Source organism: Pseudonocardia sp. D17 (genome assembly GCF_036984265.1).
In the GTDB taxonomy this organism is placed as follows: domain Bacteria; phylum Actinomycetota; class Actinomycetes; order Mycobacteriales; family Pseudonocardiaceae; genus Pseudonocardia; species Pseudonocardia benzenivorans.
Genome location: NZ_BPRG01000058.1, coordinates 19,764 through 35,730, shown reverse-complemented (window position 1 = coordinate 35,730; position 15,967 = coordinate 19,764). Strand labels below are relative to the sequence as shown.

Below are 15,967 nucleotides of genomic sequence, written 5' to 3'. Positions count from 1 at the left end.
TTCTTGGCTCCGTCGAGCATCTGGTTGTAGACCTCGGGGGTGGCGATCGGCATGTGACGTCCTCTCGTGTCGGAGCTCGTGGGCGGCGCACGTCCGAGCATGTCGGTGCTCGTCACCCACGAGTATCGCGTACCCGCCACCGGGCTCCGCCAATGCCGGATCCGGCCGCCGATAGACTCCGACGAGTGAACGGGGAGGGGAGTCCGGCGAGCCAGCACGCGTACGAGCCCCACGACCGCAACGGCGTCGGGGGTGCGTTCCCGGGTTCGGCGACCGGTCGCCATGCCCCGAGCGACGGCGAACGTGCGGTCGAGCAGACCCTCAGTCGGCTGCGCCGCATCGACTCGGGTCCCGATCCGGTCGCCGCGGTGCCACCGCCCCCACCGGGCACGCCGCCGCGCACGTTGGCCGATCTCTACAACGACCACCGGCTCCGGCTCGTCCGGCTCGCGGTGCTGCTCGTCGACGAGCCGACCACGGCCGAGGACGTCGTGCAGGAGGCGTTCGCCGGCCTGCACCGCAACTGGTCCGGCCTGCGCGACGAGGCGGCCGCGGTCGCGTACCTGCGCACCGCCGTCGTCAACGGGTCCCGGTCGGTGCTGCGCCGGCGCCGCACTGCGCGCGACTACGTGCCCCCGCACACGGTCACCGCGCGGTCGGCCGAGTCGCTCGCGATGCTCTCGGCCGAGCACCAGGCCGTCGTCGACGCGCTGGCGACGCTGCCGCCGCGGCAGCGCGAGGTGCTCGTGCTCCGCTATTACGGTGGGATGTCGGAAGCCGAGATCGCGGAGGCGACGGGGATCAGCCGCGGTACGGTCAAGTCGACGGCGAGCCGCGGGCTCGACACCGTCGCGAAGGTGATGGCGGCCCGAGCGTCGGGCCGGTGACCTCCACCCGGCGGCGACCAGGGAGAACAACCGTGACGGCGATGGACGACCCGGGACGGAAGCTGTCGGAGGCGCTGCGCGCCCGCGCCGGCCAGTCCGGGCTGCACGCCTTCCCGGCCCCGGCGACGCCGCCCGCGCCGGGCTCGCCCTCGGGTCGCTACGCGCCCGCGTCGCCGGTGCCGCACGTCCCGGCGGGGCCCGACGCCACGATGCACGGTTCGTCCGTGCAGCAGGCGGCGCCGCCGCACGTGCTCGCGACGACGGCCGGCCACCAGGGGTCCGGCCGCTGGGCGGAGACGGCCCCCGGCGGCCGGCGGCGCGCCGAGCCGCCCAGCCCGATGAACCAGGTCTGGTGGGCGCTCGGGGTCGCCCTCCTGGGGGGTGCGGTGCTCGGCTGCGCCCTGGCGTTGCTCTCCGTGCTCGTGCCGGGGCTGCTACCGGCGCTCGGGTGACAGCGGCAACCCGGTACCGTCGACGATCGTGACGAACCTCCTCGGCTCCGTGCCGTCGACCGCCACGCTCGCCCTCGGTCCGGAGTGGCTCCAGCCCGACACGATCATCGAGTGGCTCGGCCCCTGGGCTCTCGTCGGACTGGCCCTGATCGTCTTCGCCGAGTGCGGGCTGCTGCTCGGCTTCTTCCTGCCCGGCGACTCGCTGCTGTTCACGGCGGGCCTGTTCGTCCACCTCGGCGCGATCAAGACGCCGCTGTGGCTGACGTGCCTGATCCTCGTCGTCGCCGCGTTCGCCGGGAACGTGTGCGGCTACTGGATCGGCCGCAAGGCCGGACCGGCGATCTTCGACAAGCCGAAGTCGCGGCTGTTCAAGCCCGAGCACGTCGAGAAGACGCAGGGCTTCTTCGACAAGTACGGCAACCGGGCGATCGTCATGGCGCGTTTCGTGCCGATCGTCCGGACGTTCATCACCGTGATGGCCGGCGTCGCGAGGATGGACGCGCGCCGGTACATGACCTACTCGCTCATCGGCGGGGTGGTCTGGGCCGCAGGAGTGACCGTGCTCGGCTACTTCCTCGGGAGCTTCGACGTCGTCAAGAACAACATCGAGGCGATGCTCGTCCTGATCGTGCTGATCTCCGTCATCCCGATCATCATCGAGTTCGTCCGGGCGCGGCGCGCGCGCCCCGGACCCGCGCACCGGGCACGCCGCTGATCACCTTTGCGGTGCGCGTGCCCGGCGACCATGCTGGAGACCAGTGACCACCACGACCGCCCTCGCGACGGCCTTGGCCTGGGGGCCGCTCGACTCGACCGCCCCGGCCACGGTCTGGGCCGTCGTGCTGACGTTCGTCTTCCTCGAGTGCGCATTCATCGTCGGGCTGTTCCTGCCGGGTGACTCGCTGCTCGTCGCGGCGGGCGTCGTGCTCGCGCAGCACGGGCACGAGCGCGGCGCCTGGATGCTCGCGGTCCTCGCGGCCGTCGTCGCCGTGGCCGGCAACCAGGCCGGCTATCTCGTCGGCCGCTACACCGGCACCCGCATCCTCGCCCGCAAGGACGGGCGGATGCTCAACAAGGCCAACCTCGAACGGGCCGGGGCCTTCCTCGACCGGTGGGGGTTCTGGTCGATCATCGTCGCGCGCTGGATCCCCTGGATCCGCACGCTGGCCCCGATGATCGCGGGCGCCGTCAAGATGGACAACCGGAAGTTCCTGCTGGCCAACGCCGTCGGTGCGGTCCTCTGGGTGCCGACGTTGATGATGCTCGGCTACTACGGCGCCTGGGTCCTCGACTCGGTGCCGTGGCTCAAGACGGTCGCGGTCGTCGCGTCCATCGCGTTCTTCGTCGTCGGCACCGGGCTCGGGGTGTGGCGCTACCGGCAGGAGATGAAACGCCCGATCGACGAGACCGCGACGCTGCCCGAGCACCGGATCGCCGCGGCGTCGGTGACCGAGGCGGCGGCCGCGCCGGCCGCGGCCGACGGGCTCGGGCCCGCGGCGGACGCCGCCCCCGCACCCGTCGACCTCGAGAAGACGCGCCGCGCGGAGGCGGCCGGGGTCCAGGGTGTCGCCGAGGAGCCGGACGTCGCCGAGGAGCCGGGGGCCCGCCGGCGCTGATCGCTCACCCGAGCGTCGCCGCCGCCTCCAGCAGCATCCAGCCCGACAGCTGCACCGACAGGTCCGCCTCGGGCGTCCCCGGGGCCGGCACCCGAGCAGGACGACGCCAGTCGTGCGCGAACACCGGGCCCGTCGCGATCTCCGCCCGGTTGTCCCACACCGACTCCGCGCTCGCGAGCACCAGCCGCCGCGCCGGCGCGGCCAGCTCGGGCCGGCGGCGTGCCGCATCGGCCAGGTAGCGGGCGAGGATGCCGTTGAACAGCCCGCCGTCGCCGCCGTCGTCGTAGCCGGGGACGACGCCGTCGGCACCCGCCATCCGTGTCGACACCGCGTCGAGGACGGCGCCCGCGCGCTCGGCCCAGCGCGGGTCGCCGTCGCGTTCGGCGAGCTCGACGCAGGCCCCGAGGTACACGCCCTGGCAGTACGTGTAGGTCGTCGCGGCCACCTCACGGACGGTGCCGTCGGGGGCGAGCCGGACGCCGTCGCGGACCAACCCGGTCCCCGGGTCGACGAGCTGGGCGGCCATCCAGTCGACGATCGCCGCCGCGAGTGCCACCTGCCCGCGCCGGGCCAGCAGGATCGCCGCGGGGCCGTTGGCGGGGGCGTTCTTGAAGTCGTCGGCGCGCCGCCACCAGATCCCGCCGCCGCCGTCGGGTGTCCAGCCCGCGCGCAACCGGTCGGTCACCGCCCGCAGCGCACCGGGGCCGGACCGGCGGGCGAGCGTCCCGGCCCGGTCGACGGCGAGCCCGAACCAGGCGATGTCGTCGTAGTAGTCGTTGGTCCAGCGGCCGAGGTTCTTCAGCCGGATCCCGCGCGTCAGTGCCGCGACGGCCGCGCCGCGCCGGGCCTGCGGATCACGCTGCTGGGCGTCGACGAGGCAGTCGAGCAGGTGCGCCTGCCACCAGTAGTGCCACGGCCAGGGCCTGCTCACCCGGGGCCGCGGCCAGGCGATCCGGCCGATGCCGGTCCCCGGCGTGACACCGGCGATGCGGCGCAGGTGCCGCCGCCGGACCGCCGTCTCCGCCGCGGCGGCCCGCTCCGCCCAGCTGTCCCCCATGCCCCCGATCCTGGCAGAGCCGGGACGCAGGTCCGGGACGGCGCCCGACCGCCCCGCCTCAGTGCCCGTGGGTGCTGCTCGACGCGTAGTCGGTGTACGTGTAGGGGTTGTCGAGGATCTTCGTCTGCGGGATCTCCGGGTTCATCCCCGCCTGCCAGGCCTCCTCGCCCATGGTCGAGCGCAGGTGGCTGACGGTGTCCTCGATCTCCGCACGGGCCCGGTCCAGGTCGATCCCGACGAGCCGGTGGTCGCGCTTGACGATCCGGCCGTCGATGATCACGGTGTCCACGTCGCCGCGCTGGGCCTGGAACACCACGTGGCCGTACGGGTTGAGCAGCGGGAAGGACACGGGCGAGTCGTCGTTCTTGATCAGCACGACGTCGGCCTTGTAGCCGGCCTGGAGCCTGCCCAGCTCGCCGTCGCGCCCCAGGGCCCGGGCACCGCCGCGGGTGGCCCACTCGACGACCTGGTCGGCGCGCAGCGACGCGTTCGTGACGGTCTCGCTGCGGGCGTGCGCCTCGAGGTGCTCGCGGGAGCGGTCGGCGCCGAGGGTCGAGCGCATGGCGGAGAACAGGTCGCCGCTCCACCAGACGCTGGTGTCCATCGACAGCGAGACGGGGATGCCGTGCGAACGCAGCGCCCAGCTGGGCGGGTAGCCCTGGCCGGCGCTCTGCTCGCTCTCGGTGGAGATCGACACCGAGCCGCCGGTGGCGGCGATGCGGTTGTACGAGTCGGCCGACAGCGATGCGGCGTGGACGAACACACTGGTCTCGTCGAGGAAACCCGCCTCGTGGGCGAGCCGGATGCCCTCGTCGTTGGTGGCGCCCCAGACCCCGGCGTGCGTCGTGACCGGGACGCCGAGCTCGCGGGCCGCCTCGTAGGCGGCGCGCTCGGGGAACTCGGGATCGCCGGTGACGTCGAAGGCCAGCTGGAAACGCAGCATGTCGTCGCCGGTGTCGATGGCCCGGCGGGCGAACGCGCGGAACTCCGGCGAGTTGGTCCACTCCCAGGGCGCCTGCTGGATGTTGCCGTAGGCGAGGACGAAGCGGCCCGGAACGGAGCGCAGGGCGTCGGTGGCGGCCTCGGCGTGCCCGACGGTCTGCAGGCCGTGCGACCAGTCGACGGTCGTCGTCACGCCGGCGTCGACGGACTCGATCGCGGCGAGCAGGTTGCCGGCGTGGACGTCCTGCGGCCGGAAGTGCCTGCCGGACTCCAGGTAGTACCAGACGAAGTACTGGGTGAGGGTCCAGTCGGCGCCGTAGCCGCGCATGGCCGTCTGCCACATGTGCCGGTGGGTGTCGATCATGCCGGGCATGACGATCCCGCGGCGGGCGTCGATCTCGACGGTGCCCGCCGGGACGGTCAGCGCGGGGCCGACGGCCACGATGCGGTCTCCCGAGACGTGGACGTCGGTGTCGAGGAGCACGGAGCGCGCGTCGTCCATCGGCAGCACCGTCCCACCGCGCAGGACGGTGTCCGGTCCGGTCGCGTCCCGGTTGACGTCGCTCATCGCTTCCGCTCCCTCGCGTGGCATCCGGCGCTACTACGGACGAACGTCCGCCCACCGGCTCCTGTGGACATCGGTCACTCTCACGCAGGTCGTGTCACCCTGTCAATGCACCGTCGCACGCCGCGTCGCGGCCCGTCCGCAACGCTCCGTCCGCGTGCCGGACAGCTGGTCGCTAGCCTGGTCGTCGACGCCGCACGAACCGGAAGAGGTGGTGGCATGCCGCGCGAGGGAACGGGCCCCGACTTCATCGAGGCCCTCGCCCGTGGCCTGGACGTCATCCGCGCGTTCCCGCCGGGCCGGCCGGTCATGTCGCTCAGCGACGTCGCGACCGCGACCGGGCTGGCCCGCCCCACCGCGCGCCGCATCCTGCTGACGCTCGAGGAGCTCGGCTACGTGCGCGTCGACGGCAACGGTTTCGCCCTCACCCCGCGGGTCCTCGACCTCGGCGTCGCCTATGTGCGGTCGATGGGCCTGTGGGACGTCGCGCGCCCGCACATGGAGCGGCTCGTCGCACGGACCAACGAGTCGTGCTCGATCGCGCAGCTCGACGGGTCCGACATCGTCTACGTCGCGCGGGTCGCGGTGCCGAAGATCGTCTCGCTGGCGGTGCAGATCGGCACGCGCTTCCCCGCGCTGCAGACCTCGCTCGGGAAGGTGCAGCTCGCCGCGCTCGCGCCGGACGAGCTCGAGCGGGTGCTGGCCGAGCCGACGCGCTCGGGCCTGGTCCCGCGGTGGCAGCCCGGTGTCGAGGAGCGCGACGCCGAGCTGCGGGAGGTCCGCGCCCGAGGCTGGGCGCTGACCGACGAGCAGCTGACGCTGGGCATCCGCTCCGTCGCCGCGCCACTGCGCGACGGGGACGGGCGGGTCATCGCGGGCATCAACGTCAACACCCACGCCGCGGAGACGCCGGTGGAGACGCTGCTGGAGCACCACCTCCCGGCGCTGCTGCAGGTCGCGGGCGACATCAGCGCCGACTTCGCGCGGCTGGCGAACGTCCCGCACGTGACCGTCGCGTCCTGACGGTCGGTGTGGCAGCATCGCGTTCTACGGACGACTGTCCGCCTGACGGCCGAAGGATCGAGCTGCTGATGTCAGAAATCGCCCGGAAGGACGCCGCCGGACCGTTGGCGGGGTTGCTCGTGGCCGACTTCTCGCGCGTGCTCGCGGGGCCCTACGCGACGATGCTGCTCGCCGACATGGGCGCCGAGGTCGTCAAGGTCGAAGGCCCGAGCGGCGACGAGACGCGCACCTGGACCCCGCCGTCGCGCGGTGAGGACTCCACGTACTACCTCGGCGTCAACCGCGGGAAGCGGTCGATCGTCCTCGACCTGCGCGACGAGGCCGACGCCGCGCTCGGCCGGGAGCTGGCCCGGCGCGCGGACGTCGTGATCCAGAACTTCAAGCCCGGTGGGCTCGCGAGGTACGGGCTGGACTTCGAGTCGGTCCGGACGGCGAACCCGGCGACCGTCTACGCGTCGATCAGCGGGTTCGGGGCCGGGGCCGGGGCGCGGGTGCCCGGCTACGACCTGATGGTCCAGGCGATCTCGGGCCTGATGAGCCTCACCGGCGACCCCGACGGGCCGCCCTACCGCGCCGGCATCTCCGTGTTCGACGTGATGGCGGGCAACCACGCCGTCATCGGCATCCTCGCCGCGCTACGGCACCGCGACGCCACCGGCGAGGGCCAGCACGTCGAGGTCAACCTGCTGTCGTCGGCGCTGACGGGGCTGGTGAACCACAGCTCGGCCTACGTCGCGGGTGGCGTCGTGCCCACCCGGATGGGCAACGCGCACCCGAGCGTCTTCCCGTACGAACCGCTCCCGACCGCCGACAACGACCTCATCGTCGCCGCCGCCAACGACGGGCAGTTCCGCAGGCTGTGCGAGGTCCTCGGCATCCCCGACGTGCCCGACGACCCGCGCTTCGCCCGCAACGCCGACCGCACGGCCAACCGCGAGGTGCTGCGCCCGATCCTGACCGAGCGGCTCGCCACGCGGGGTGCGCTCGAATGGTTCGACCTGCTCGTCGCGGCCGGCGTGCCGTGCGGGCCGATCAACACCATCGACGGCGGGTTCGCGATGGCCGAGCGGCTGGGCCTCGACCCGGTCGTCGAGGTGGGCGAGGGCGACCGCGCCGTCCCGACGACGCGGCACCCGGTGCGTTTCTCGGCCACCCCGGCCGGCTACGCGCTGCCGCCCCCGCGGCTCGACGAGCACGGCCCCGAGCTGCGTGAATGGCTGTCGAAGGAACCGGAGGACGACCGTGGCTGACGGGACGTACCCGACGGCGCTGGGGGCGTCGAGCCCCGACCGGATCACCCTGCTCGGCGCGGATCTCGCCGACGACGTCATGGGCAGCGTCGGCTTCGGCGAGCTGGCGTTCTGGCTCGCGACGCAGCGGCGCCCCTCGCGCGGTGAGACGCGGGTGTTCGAGGCCGTCCTCGCCGCTCTCGCCGACCACGGGTTCACCCCGACCGCGATCGTCACCCGGCTCACGTACCTGTCCGCCCCCGACTCCGTGCAGGGCGCCCTCGCCGCGGGCCTGCTCGGCGGCGGCTCCCGGTTCCTCGGCGTCACCGAGGACTGCGGCCGCTTCCTGCACGACGTCCTGGCCGGCGTCGACGGGGCCCTGCCCACCGACGACGCCGGCTGGGACGCGATCGCCCTCGAGACGGTGACGGCCCAGCGCGCCGCCCGCCGGTTCGTCCCCGGCCTGGGCCATCACGTGCACAAGGACGGCGACCCCCGCACGCCGCGGCTGTTCGCCATCGCCGAGGAGGAGGGCGTCGCCGGCCCGCACCTGGCGCTGTTCGCCGCGATCGGGCGCGTCCACCCCCAGGTGCTCGGCCGGACCCTGCCGCTCAACGGCGCCGGGGTGTGCGGTGCCGCGCTGGCCGACCTCGGGCTGCCGATGGAGCTCCTGCGCGGCTTCGCGCTGCTGGCCCGCACCGCCGGGCTGATCGGACAGCTCGCCGAGGAGCTGCGCCGGCCCGTCGCCAACGACATCTTCCTCTCCGTCGACCTGAACAACCGGTCGATCGCGCCGGAACCGTACGAGCCCGGGAGCGCCCATGGCTGAGCTGGTCGCGGTGATCCACGCACCACCCGTTCTACTACCGGGCGAGCATCGCCACCGGCGACGACCGGCCTCCCTTCGCCGACGAGTGGGTACGCAAGATCGAGGCGTTCCGCGAGACCCTCACCCGGGCCCGCCCCGACGTGCTCGTCATGGTCGGGTCCGACCACTTCCACCAGCTGTGGCTCGACAACATGCCGCAGTTCCTGGTCGGCAAGGCGCCGTTCTACGACGCCAACTGGTACAACGAGGAACGCGAGTTCGGCCTGCCGCGGATGACGCTCGCGGGTCAGGAGGACCTGTCGGCCCACGTGCTGCGGCACGGGCTCGACGCGGGGTTCGACCTCGCGTTCTCCAACGAGCTGCGCATCGACCACTCGATCACGTGCCCGATCATCACGCTGCGTCCGCAGGCGGACCTGCCGATCGTGCCGGTGTACACCAACATCTTCGCGCCGCCGCTGCCACAGCCGTCGCGGTTCGTTCAGCTCGGCCGCACGATCCGCGAGCTCGTCGAGTCGTGGCCGTCCGACCGGCGGGTGGCCGTGATCGGGACCGGCCACCTGTCACTGGAGCTGGGCGGCCCCCGGCAGTTCGGCCCGCACGGACCCGACCCGGAGTTCGACCAGAAGGCCGTTGGCTGGATCGCGGGCGGCGACATCGAGGAGTGCCTCGCCGAGGTCAGCCTGGAGAGCCTGCACGCCCCCGGTAACGCCACGCACGGGTTCATGGACTTCATGTTGATGATGGGTGTCGCGGGGGAGGGGCAGAAGGCCGACTACGTCGACACCTACGACCTGTTCCACACCATGGAGGCGTACTTCACCTGGTACCCGGGAGGGATCGACGGTGAGTAGGTATCTGGTCGACAAGTTCCTCTTCACCGTCGACCGCGACCCGGCGCTCGTCGAGCGCTACCGGGAGGACCCGGTCGGCACCGTGGCGTGGTGGGAGGCCGAGGAGGCCAACCGGCTGCTCAGCTGCATCGCCGACGAGCGGTCGACGTGGCTCGCCTTCGACGACGCGGAACGGGCCGCGCTCGCCGGGCACGACTACCGGGCCCTCTTCGCGCTCGGCGCCCATCCCTTCCTGACGTTGACCCTGTTCATCGCGATGTTCGAGCGCGACCACGACGAGCCGCTCGGCTTCCAGCGTGAGTACGCGCAGCGGCTCGCGGACTTCTCGCTGCCCTACCCCGACATCGCGACGTGACGTCCACGGTGCGGGCCGTCGAGATCCGGTCGGCCGGCTCCGCACCGGAGCCGGCCGACCGGCCGCGTCCGGTGCCGCGCGCCGGTGAGGTGCTGGTCGACGTCCTCGCCGCGCCCATCACGCCGCTCGACGTGCTGTGCGCGTCCGGGACGTCGTACTTCGGGATGCCGCAGATGCCCTACGTCCCGGGCGTGCAGGGCGTCGGCCGTGTCGAGGGCGCGACGGTGTGGTTCCCGACGACGGCGGGGATGGGCCCGGGCGACGGCAGCATGGCCACGACGGCCGTCGCGGCCCGCGCCGACCTGGTCGTGCTGCCCGACGGCGCCGACCCGGTGCTCGTCGCGGCGCTCGGGCTCTCGGCGGTCGCCGCGCACATGGCCCTGACGTGGCGCGGCGAGCTGCAGCCGGGGGAACGGGTGATCGTCCTCGGTGCCGGCGGCGTGGTCGGGCAGGCGGCGATCCAGCTCGCGCGGGTCGCGGGCGCCGCGCACGTCGTCGCGGGTGTCCGGTCGCCGGCCGCAGCCGAGCGGGCGCTGCGGGCGGGCGCCGACGCGGTCGTGGAGACCGGGTCCGACGACGTCGCGGGCATCGCCGCCCGGCTCCGCGCCGCGGCGGGCGGCTCGGCCGACCTCGTGCTCGACCCCGTCTTCGGGGTGCCCGCCGCCGCGGCTCTGGGCGCCCTGCGACCCGGTGGCCGGCTGGTGAACCTCGGCTCGTCCGCGGCGGAGACCAGCCCGATCGACTCGTCCACGCTGCGCAGCCGCTCCCTGCGGGTGCTCGGCTACACCAACAACGAGCTCACCGCGGAGCAGCGGTCGTCGGCACTCGTCGTCGTCGCGCGGCTGGCCGCCCGCGGCGAGCTGACCGTCGCCCACGAGACCGCCGCGCTCGACGACGCCACCGCGGCCTGGCGGCGCCACCGCGCCGGTGCCGCCGAGGGCCGGATCGTCCTCGTCCCGCCGTCCTGACCGGCCGACGCCCCACAACCGGTCAGGGCGCGGTGAGCGGCGGGTTCCACGGCGAGGCGACGACGTCGTCGGCGTGCACGGACGTCGACCCGCTCGCCGTGGCCTCGACGGTGAAGCGGACCCGGCGGCCGGTGCGGTCGTCGGCGGCGGGCTCCGGCAGACCCTCCCAGTCGATCACGGCCGTGCCCGACAGGTGCAGCGTCGTACCGGCCGCGAAGTCGAGGAACAGCAGCGCCGCCGCCGGGTCGACCGCGATGTTGCCGAGGCTGTTGAACAGGTTGTTGCCCGGATAGTCCGGCCACCACAGCTCGTGTGCGTTCTCGACGCGGACGAAGCCCGGGGCGCCGCCGCGGTGGGATGCGTCGCTGCCACGGTCGGGATGGGTGGTGCCCAGCAGGAACGTGTCGGCGTTCCGGACCAGCGCGACGTCGGCGTCGCCGAGTGCCACCCCGCGCCGGACGGCACCGGATGACCCGACGTGCGCGGTGGTGTCGAGGACGCGCTGCTGGATGTACTGCGGGCAGTTGCCGAAGGCCTGCTCGGCCTCGACCACGAGCCCGGCGGCACCCGAGACGGCGAGCGTGCCGTTGACGCGGATGCGCCGCCGCCGCGCGAAGTCGACCGCGATCAGCCCGACCGCCTGGCCCGCGGGGACGTCGTGCAGCGGGTCGCCCGCGGCGGGCCGGCCGTGCACCCGCAACGTGGTCTCGTCCGCGACCTCGAGGAACCCGGGATCGCCGGTCAGCGGGGAGATCCAGAGCCGCCTACCGGCGTCGCGCGCGGTCAGGGCGGCGAACGTGCGATCGGCCAGGAAGCGCTCGGCGCCACCACGCAGGTCGGGTGCCGCGAGCATCCCGGCGAGTCGCGCGGCGTCGCCGCTGACCCCTGCGCGTTGCTGCACGGCCACCTCACCCGCGTGGAAACCGTGACCGGCCATGTGTGCCTCCCGAGGTCGGGAACGGACGTTCCCTCCTCCGATGATGCCTAATGCTTATATCCCTGTCTATCCATTAGAACAGGTCGTGAGCAGCGACACCGGCGACCGTTCTCGTCACTCCCCGCGGCGGACGTCGCTCCAGGCCGCCCACAACTCGGTGAGGGGTTCTGACGAAACGGATCTCGTGGGTGCTACCAGGCATTCCGCAGGTCCGCGTGCTCGCGGACCCACGCGTGCATGACGATCCCGGCCGCGACCCCCGCGTTGATCGAGCGCGTCGACCCGAACTGGGCGATCGACACCAGCCGTGCCGCCGACGCCCTGGCGGTGTCGGTGAGGCCCGGGCCCTCCTGGCCGAACAGCAGCACGCAGCGTCGGGGCAACGCGGTCGTCTCCAGCCGCACCGCGCCCGCGGTGTTGTCGACGGCGACGACCGGCAGTCCCCGGTCCGCCGCCCACGCCGCGAGCGCCGCGGCATCCTCGTGGTGGTGAAGCTGCTGGTAACGGTCGGTCACCATCGCGCCGCGCCGGTTCCAGCGCCTGCGCCCGACGATGTGCACCCCCGCCGCGGCGAACGCGTTGGCCGTGCGCACGACCGTCCCGATGTTGTGGTCGTGGCCGAAGTTCTCGATCGCGACGTGGAAGGGGTGCGCGCGGCTCGCGAGATCGGCGACGACGGCCTCGCGGCGCCAGTACCGGTACGCGTCGACGACGTTGCGCCGGTCCCCGCCCGCCAGCAGCTCCGGGTCGTACCGCGGGTCGGACGGCGGTGTGCCCTCCCACGGCCCGACGCCCACCTGCCCGGGGACGGCCCACTCCGTCGCCCCCGGCTCCTCACCCGTGCTCACGACGCCATGCTCCCCGGCGCCGTCCGCCACCCTGCCGCCACCCCACGGGCCCGGGGATCCGGCCCAGGTCCGGCGGATCGCCGGCGATCGGTCGTCGGCGTCGCGACGGCGGGCTACCAGCAACCTCGCCCGGTTGCTCGACCGTCGGCAGTGAGCCTCTTCGTGTCCGACGTGACGCGCCGAAGAGCAACCGGACCGGGACGGGTCACGACTGGGTGGGTGGCGGTGCCGGCGTCGCCGCGGCGCTGGTCGGCGGGTCCTCGTGCAGCCGCACGACCGGCAGCGCGAGCTGGACGGCCGTGTGCCCGACGTGCGCCCCGACCGCCGCGGCGTGGTACTCCTCCAGCCGCGCGAGGAACTCCGGGTCGCTGTAGATGCGCCCGTCGACGCCGGGCCCGACCGTGCCGTTGAGCACGGCCTCGACGTCCTCGCCGGAGAGCGTCTTGTGCGTCTCGAGCGCGTGGGCGATCGCGAGCACCGAGGAGCGGTTGTCCTCCAGGATCTGTTCGGCCCGGTCGAGCAGCCGCCCGAGATGGTCCTCGATGCGGTCGGCCAGCGCCCGCCGCAGCACGACCTCGGTGCTCTCGCCGCCCTTGCCGGGAGCGCCCTTGCCCCCGCCCGGGCTGCCGACCTCGAGCCGGCGCGCCGTCGAGTACGACGACACCGTCGCGCCCATTCCCCAGAAGCCCTCCATGAAGGACGCGAGGGTCGTCGCCGACTCGAGGTCGCCGGACACGCCGGAGGAGCTGTCGCCGTCGAAGAACATCCGCTCCCCGGCCAGCGACGCGAGCGAGACGAGGATGTCGGCCTCGTACTCCGAGCGCCAGCGGGTGAACTGGTCCTCCGGCGGGATGCTCGCGACCATGCCGAGGTAGTCCGAGCCCTTCTCGATCGTCGCGAGGTCGATCTCCATGTGCTCGCGCACCCGGAACGCGACGACGGCGTGACAGCCCTCGTGCACGGCGACGGCGTGCCGCTCTCGCTCGATGTACTCGACGTCCTCCGGCGGGCCGAGGTCCTTGAGCTGCTTGGCGCGCAACACGTCGCGCCAGGTGATGACCTCGCGGCCGTCGCGGATCGCGGTGATCAGGGCCTCGTTGACCAGGTCCTTGATCGTCGCGCCCGTGGCGTACGGGGTGATGGTGGCGAGCTTGTCGAGGTGCTCGTCGGTGATCTCGTGCGGGACCTTGTCGAAGTAGCCCTGGTAGGTGCGGATGCGCCCGGCCTTGCTGGGGTAGCCGACCTTGTAGATGCGGTCGATGCGACCCGGTCGCAGCAGCGCCTCGTCGAGCGCCTCGGGCATGTTCGTCGCCATCATGACGAGAATCCGGTACTTGGGCGGCGGCTTGGGCCGCATGCCGAGGGCGCGGCGGCCCCACCGGTTGAGCAGGCCACGTGGCTTCTTCAGGCCGGACAGCTCCGTGAGCAGCGCCTGCAGCGTGCCCATGCCGCCACCGCCGCCGTTCATCCCGCCCATGACGAACCGGCTGCGCCGCTCCGGCTCGGGCGCCGGCATCGAGCGCATCGCCTCCCGGGTGAGCAGGGAGCGGGTGTCCTCCGACAGGTAGGAGAAGCCGTGGCAGCCGGCGGCGTGGAACGGCGGGGCGGCCATGCCCCGGGGCCCGCCGCCGGGGCCGACCTGCGCGAGCGAGCCGCGGTTGCCCAGCGCGTCGGCCTCGTCGAAGAAGACGATCACGCCGCCGTAGCGCAGGGACAGCTTGCGCAGCTTGCGGAACAGCGACTTGACCTTGAGGATGCCGACGCCCATGAACATGTTGATGAACGCGCCGGGGTCGACGAAGACGTAGGGCCGGCCGGTCTCGCCCGCGACGGCCTCGGCCATCAGCGTCTTGCCGGTACCGGGCGGCCCCCACAGCAGGATGCCGCCGGGGACGTAGCCGCCCTTGGCCTCGATCTCCTCGGGCCGCTCCAGGTACATGATGTTCTCGCGGATCCGGTCCAGGACGTGGTCCTGGCCCCAGACGTCGGTGAACCGGGTCTTGATGTCGTCCGGGTAGTAGGTGTCGACGCCACCGCGGGAGAGCAGCCAGAACAGCCCGATGAACTGGAACGCGATGAAGAAGAAGGCGAAGAGCAGCTGCAGGATCAGCGGCATCGCCTGCCAGATCAGCGCGGGCAGCTGGAACACCGCGAGGACCGGCGAGGTCTCCAGGATCGCGGCGGCGACGAACGCGAACAGCACCAGCAGCGCGACGATCTTGATCAGCCGGCTGAGCCGGAACCGGGTCCAGTCGGAGAACCGCTTCTTCACGGCCCGGTCGAAGCCGCCGAAGACCTTCTCGGACCAGAACCGGTGGTAGCCGACGGAGCGCTCGGAGACGAAGTAGTGGAGCTGGCGCAGCAGCTCCAGCCCGGCGAGCCAGATCAGCCACTGCGACTCGTAGATCTGGATGCGCAGCGAGTCGGCGAAGGAGATGAGCGGGTTGTCCGCCATCGCCGCCCAGACGATGACGAAGAACGCCACGGCGAACAGCAGCAGCAGCCGGATGCGGTTCCACATCGGCATGGGCTTGCGCGTCGTCGGTCGCTCCGGCGGGGGGACGTGGTGGTGCTGCGCCTCCGTCCCGTCGCCGGCCTTCGTCATGTCGGGGGCCGTCATGGGCTGTCCTCCCGCACGGTGAACGAGTTCACGACGCCCTCGATCTCGGACTGTCGCTTCTGGAAACAGTCGGCCGAACACCGCGCGATCGCCATGTAGACCTTGCTGGCGTCGTCGTTGAGGTAGCCGAGCTGGTCGAAGACCTGGGGCGGCCCGCCGTCGAGCCGGTAGACGTAGACCGAGTGCACCCCGCGCACGCCGTGGCCCGGTGTGAGGACCTCGTCGGCGATCATCTGGAAGTCGGTGAGCCGCGACGCCGAGCCGGACAGCATGAGGTCCTGGCGGGCCGAGGCCGAGACCGGGAAGCGGAAGTCCCGGATCACGTCGAGGCTCACCTGACCGCGCGACTTCTCCGGCACCCCGTCGACGCTGACGAGCACCAGCGGCTCCTCCGTCTGCGGGTCGAACATGTGCTGGAGCTGGGGGGCGGAGTCGGCGTCGTACCCGACGATCCAGGTGCCCTCGGCGCTGCTGTCGGCAGGCGGGGTCCCGAGCGCGGCGGTGAACTGCGCCGGGTCGATCTGGTGCCACGTGTTCGGCACCTTCAGGTAGGTCTTGTCGGCGGAGTTGGTGACGTACGTGGCGCTCGGCCCCCCGCACGCGGCCAGCAGCGCCGCGGCTGCGGCGAGACCCAGTACCGCGGCTCGCAGACGTGGGACGACCACGGCTTCCCCCCTGCGTGACCTTCTCGTGACCAAAATGAGTATGAGGCACGAACCTGGCCGTTGCCTGGGCCGAACAGGTTGCGGCTTCGTTTCGGCCCAGCGGCCCTCGACCCGCGACAC

At 72.8% G+C, this 15,967-nt stretch carries 15 protein-coding genes and 1 pseudogene; 10 read left to right on the top strand and 6 right to left on the bottom strand.

Going from position 1 to position 15,967, the window contains the following annotated elements:
* Positions 1 to 329 precede the first annotated feature (329 nt).
* Genes PSD17_RS12605 through PSD17_RS12590 form a run of 4 tightly spaced genes read left to right on the top strand, consistent with a single transcriptional unit; the run spans position 330 to position 2,955 of the window.
* Entirely contained in the window at positions 330 to 887 is a 558-nt protein-coding gene (locus PSD17_RS12605; RefSeq protein ID WP_049803804.1) for a SigE family RNA polymerase sigma factor, read from the top strand.
* Between the two features lie 32 nt (positions 888 to 919).
* The gene (locus tag PSD17_RS12600) at positions 920 to 1,339 is read left to right on the top strand and encodes a hypothetical protein (protein WP_339122736.1); all 420 of its coding nucleotides are present in this window, start codon (positions 920 to 922) and stop codon (positions 1,337 to 1,339) included.
* A 28-nt stretch (positions 1,340 to 1,367) separates the two neighbouring features.
* Positions 1,368 to 2,054, top strand: a complete 687-nt coding sequence (locus PSD17_RS12595; RefSeq protein ID WP_013678497.1) for a DedA family protein — start codon at positions 1,368 to 1,370, stop codon at positions 2,052 to 2,054.
* A gap of 43 nt (positions 2,055 to 2,097) precedes the next feature.
* Complete coding sequence (locus PSD17_RS12590) at positions 2,098 to 2,955, top strand: DedA family protein (protein WP_339122735.1); 858 nt, start codon at positions 2,098 to 2,100, stop codon at positions 2,953 to 2,955.
* 4 nt (positions 2,956 to 2,959) lie between these two features.
* Here the strand turns inward: PSD17_RS12590 and PSD17_RS12585 are convergent, their stop codons facing one another.
* Entirely contained in the window at positions 2,960 to 4,012 is a 1,053-nt protein-coding gene (locus PSD17_RS12585; RefSeq protein WP_013678499.1) for a glycoside hydrolase family 76 protein, read from the bottom strand.
* 58 nt (positions 4,013 to 4,070) lie between these two features.
* Positions 4,071 to 5,522 carry an amidohydrolase family protein gene (locus PSD17_RS12580; protein WP_339122734.1) on the bottom strand — a complete coding sequence of 484 codons (1,452 nt, stop codon included), beginning with the start codon at positions 5,520 to 5,522 and terminating at the stop codon, positions 4,071 to 4,073.
* A gap of 216 nt (positions 5,523 to 5,738) precedes the next feature.
* On the opposite strand from PSD17_RS12580, the gene PSD17_RS12575 reads away from it, so the two are divergent.
* The 6 genes and pseudogenes from PSD17_RS12575 (at position 5,739) to PSD17_RS12550 (ending at position 10,777) form a co-directional block, all read left to right on the top strand.
* Positions 5,739 to 6,542, top strand: a complete 804-nt coding sequence (locus PSD17_RS12575; RefSeq protein ID WP_013678501.1) for an IclR family transcriptional regulator domain-containing protein — start codon at positions 5,739 to 5,741, stop codon at positions 6,540 to 6,542.
* Positions 6,543 to 6,610: 68 nt separating this feature from the next.
* The gene (locus PSD17_RS12570; RefSeq protein WP_013678502.1) at positions 6,611 to 7,792 is read left to right on the top strand and encodes a CaiB/BaiF CoA transferase family protein; all 1,182 of its coding nucleotides are present in this window, start codon (positions 6,611 to 6,613) and stop codon (positions 7,790 to 7,792) included.
* Positions 7,785 to 8,600 carry a citryl-CoA lyase gene (locus PSD17_RS12565; RefSeq protein ID WP_013678503.1) on the top strand — a complete coding sequence of 272 codons (816 nt, stop codon included), beginning with the start codon at positions 7,785 to 7,787 and terminating at the stop codon, positions 8,598 to 8,600. Before PSD17_RS12570 ends, PSD17_RS12565 begins: the two co-directional genes overlap by 8 nt.
* A 29-nt stretch (positions 8,601 to 8,629) precedes the next feature.
* A pseudogene (locus PSD17_RS12560) lies at positions 8,630 to 9,454 on the top strand (extradiol ring-cleavage dioxygenase); the annotation flags it as partial.
* On the top strand, positions 9,447 to 9,809 hold the full coding sequence (locus PSD17_RS12555; protein ID WP_013678505.1) for a hypothetical protein: 363 nt from the start codon (positions 9,447 to 9,449) through the stop codon (positions 9,807 to 9,809). The pseudogene PSD17_RS12560 and the gene PSD17_RS12555, both read left to right, overlap by 8 nt.
* Positions 9,806 to 10,777 carry a quinone oxidoreductase family protein gene (locus PSD17_RS12550; RefSeq protein WP_339122733.1) on the top strand — a complete coding sequence of 324 codons (972 nt, stop codon included), beginning with the start codon at positions 9,806 to 9,808 and terminating at the stop codon, positions 10,775 to 10,777. Before PSD17_RS12555 ends, PSD17_RS12550 begins: the two co-directional genes overlap by 4 nt.
* A gap of 22 nt (positions 10,778 to 10,799) precedes the next feature.
* Here PSD17_RS12550 and PSD17_RS12545 read toward each other — a convergent pair whose 3' ends face one another.
* The 4 genes from PSD17_RS12545 to PSD17_RS12530 all read right to left on the bottom strand — a co-directional run bounded on the left by PSD17_RS12545 (position 10,800) and on the right by PSD17_RS12530 (position 15,847).
* Complete coding sequence (locus PSD17_RS12545; RefSeq protein ID WP_339122732.1) at positions 10,800 to 11,714, bottom strand: pyridoxamine 5'-phosphate oxidase family protein; 915 nt, start codon at positions 11,712 to 11,714, stop codon at positions 10,800 to 10,802.
* 191 nt (positions 11,715 to 11,905) lie between these two features.
* The gene (locus PSD17_RS12540) at positions 11,906 to 12,562 is read right to left on the bottom strand and encodes a TrmH family RNA methyltransferase (protein ID WP_165965865.1); all 657 of its coding nucleotides are present in this window, start codon (positions 12,560 to 12,562) and stop codon (positions 11,906 to 11,908) included.
* A gap of 205 nt (positions 12,563 to 12,767) precedes the next feature.
* A complete protein-coding gene (locus tag PSD17_RS12535; RefSeq protein ID WP_013678509.1) occupies positions 12,768 to 15,182 on the bottom strand; it encodes an AAA family ATPase in 2,415 nt (804 codons plus the stop codon).
* The gene (locus PSD17_RS12530; RefSeq protein ID WP_103381888.1) at positions 15,179 to 15,847 is read right to left on the bottom strand and encodes a hypothetical protein; all 669 of its coding nucleotides are present in this window, start codon (positions 15,845 to 15,847) and stop codon (positions 15,179 to 15,181) included. Before PSD17_RS12530 ends, PSD17_RS12535 begins: the two co-directional genes overlap by 4 nt.
* Positions 15,848 to 15,967: the final 120 nt, after the last annotated feature.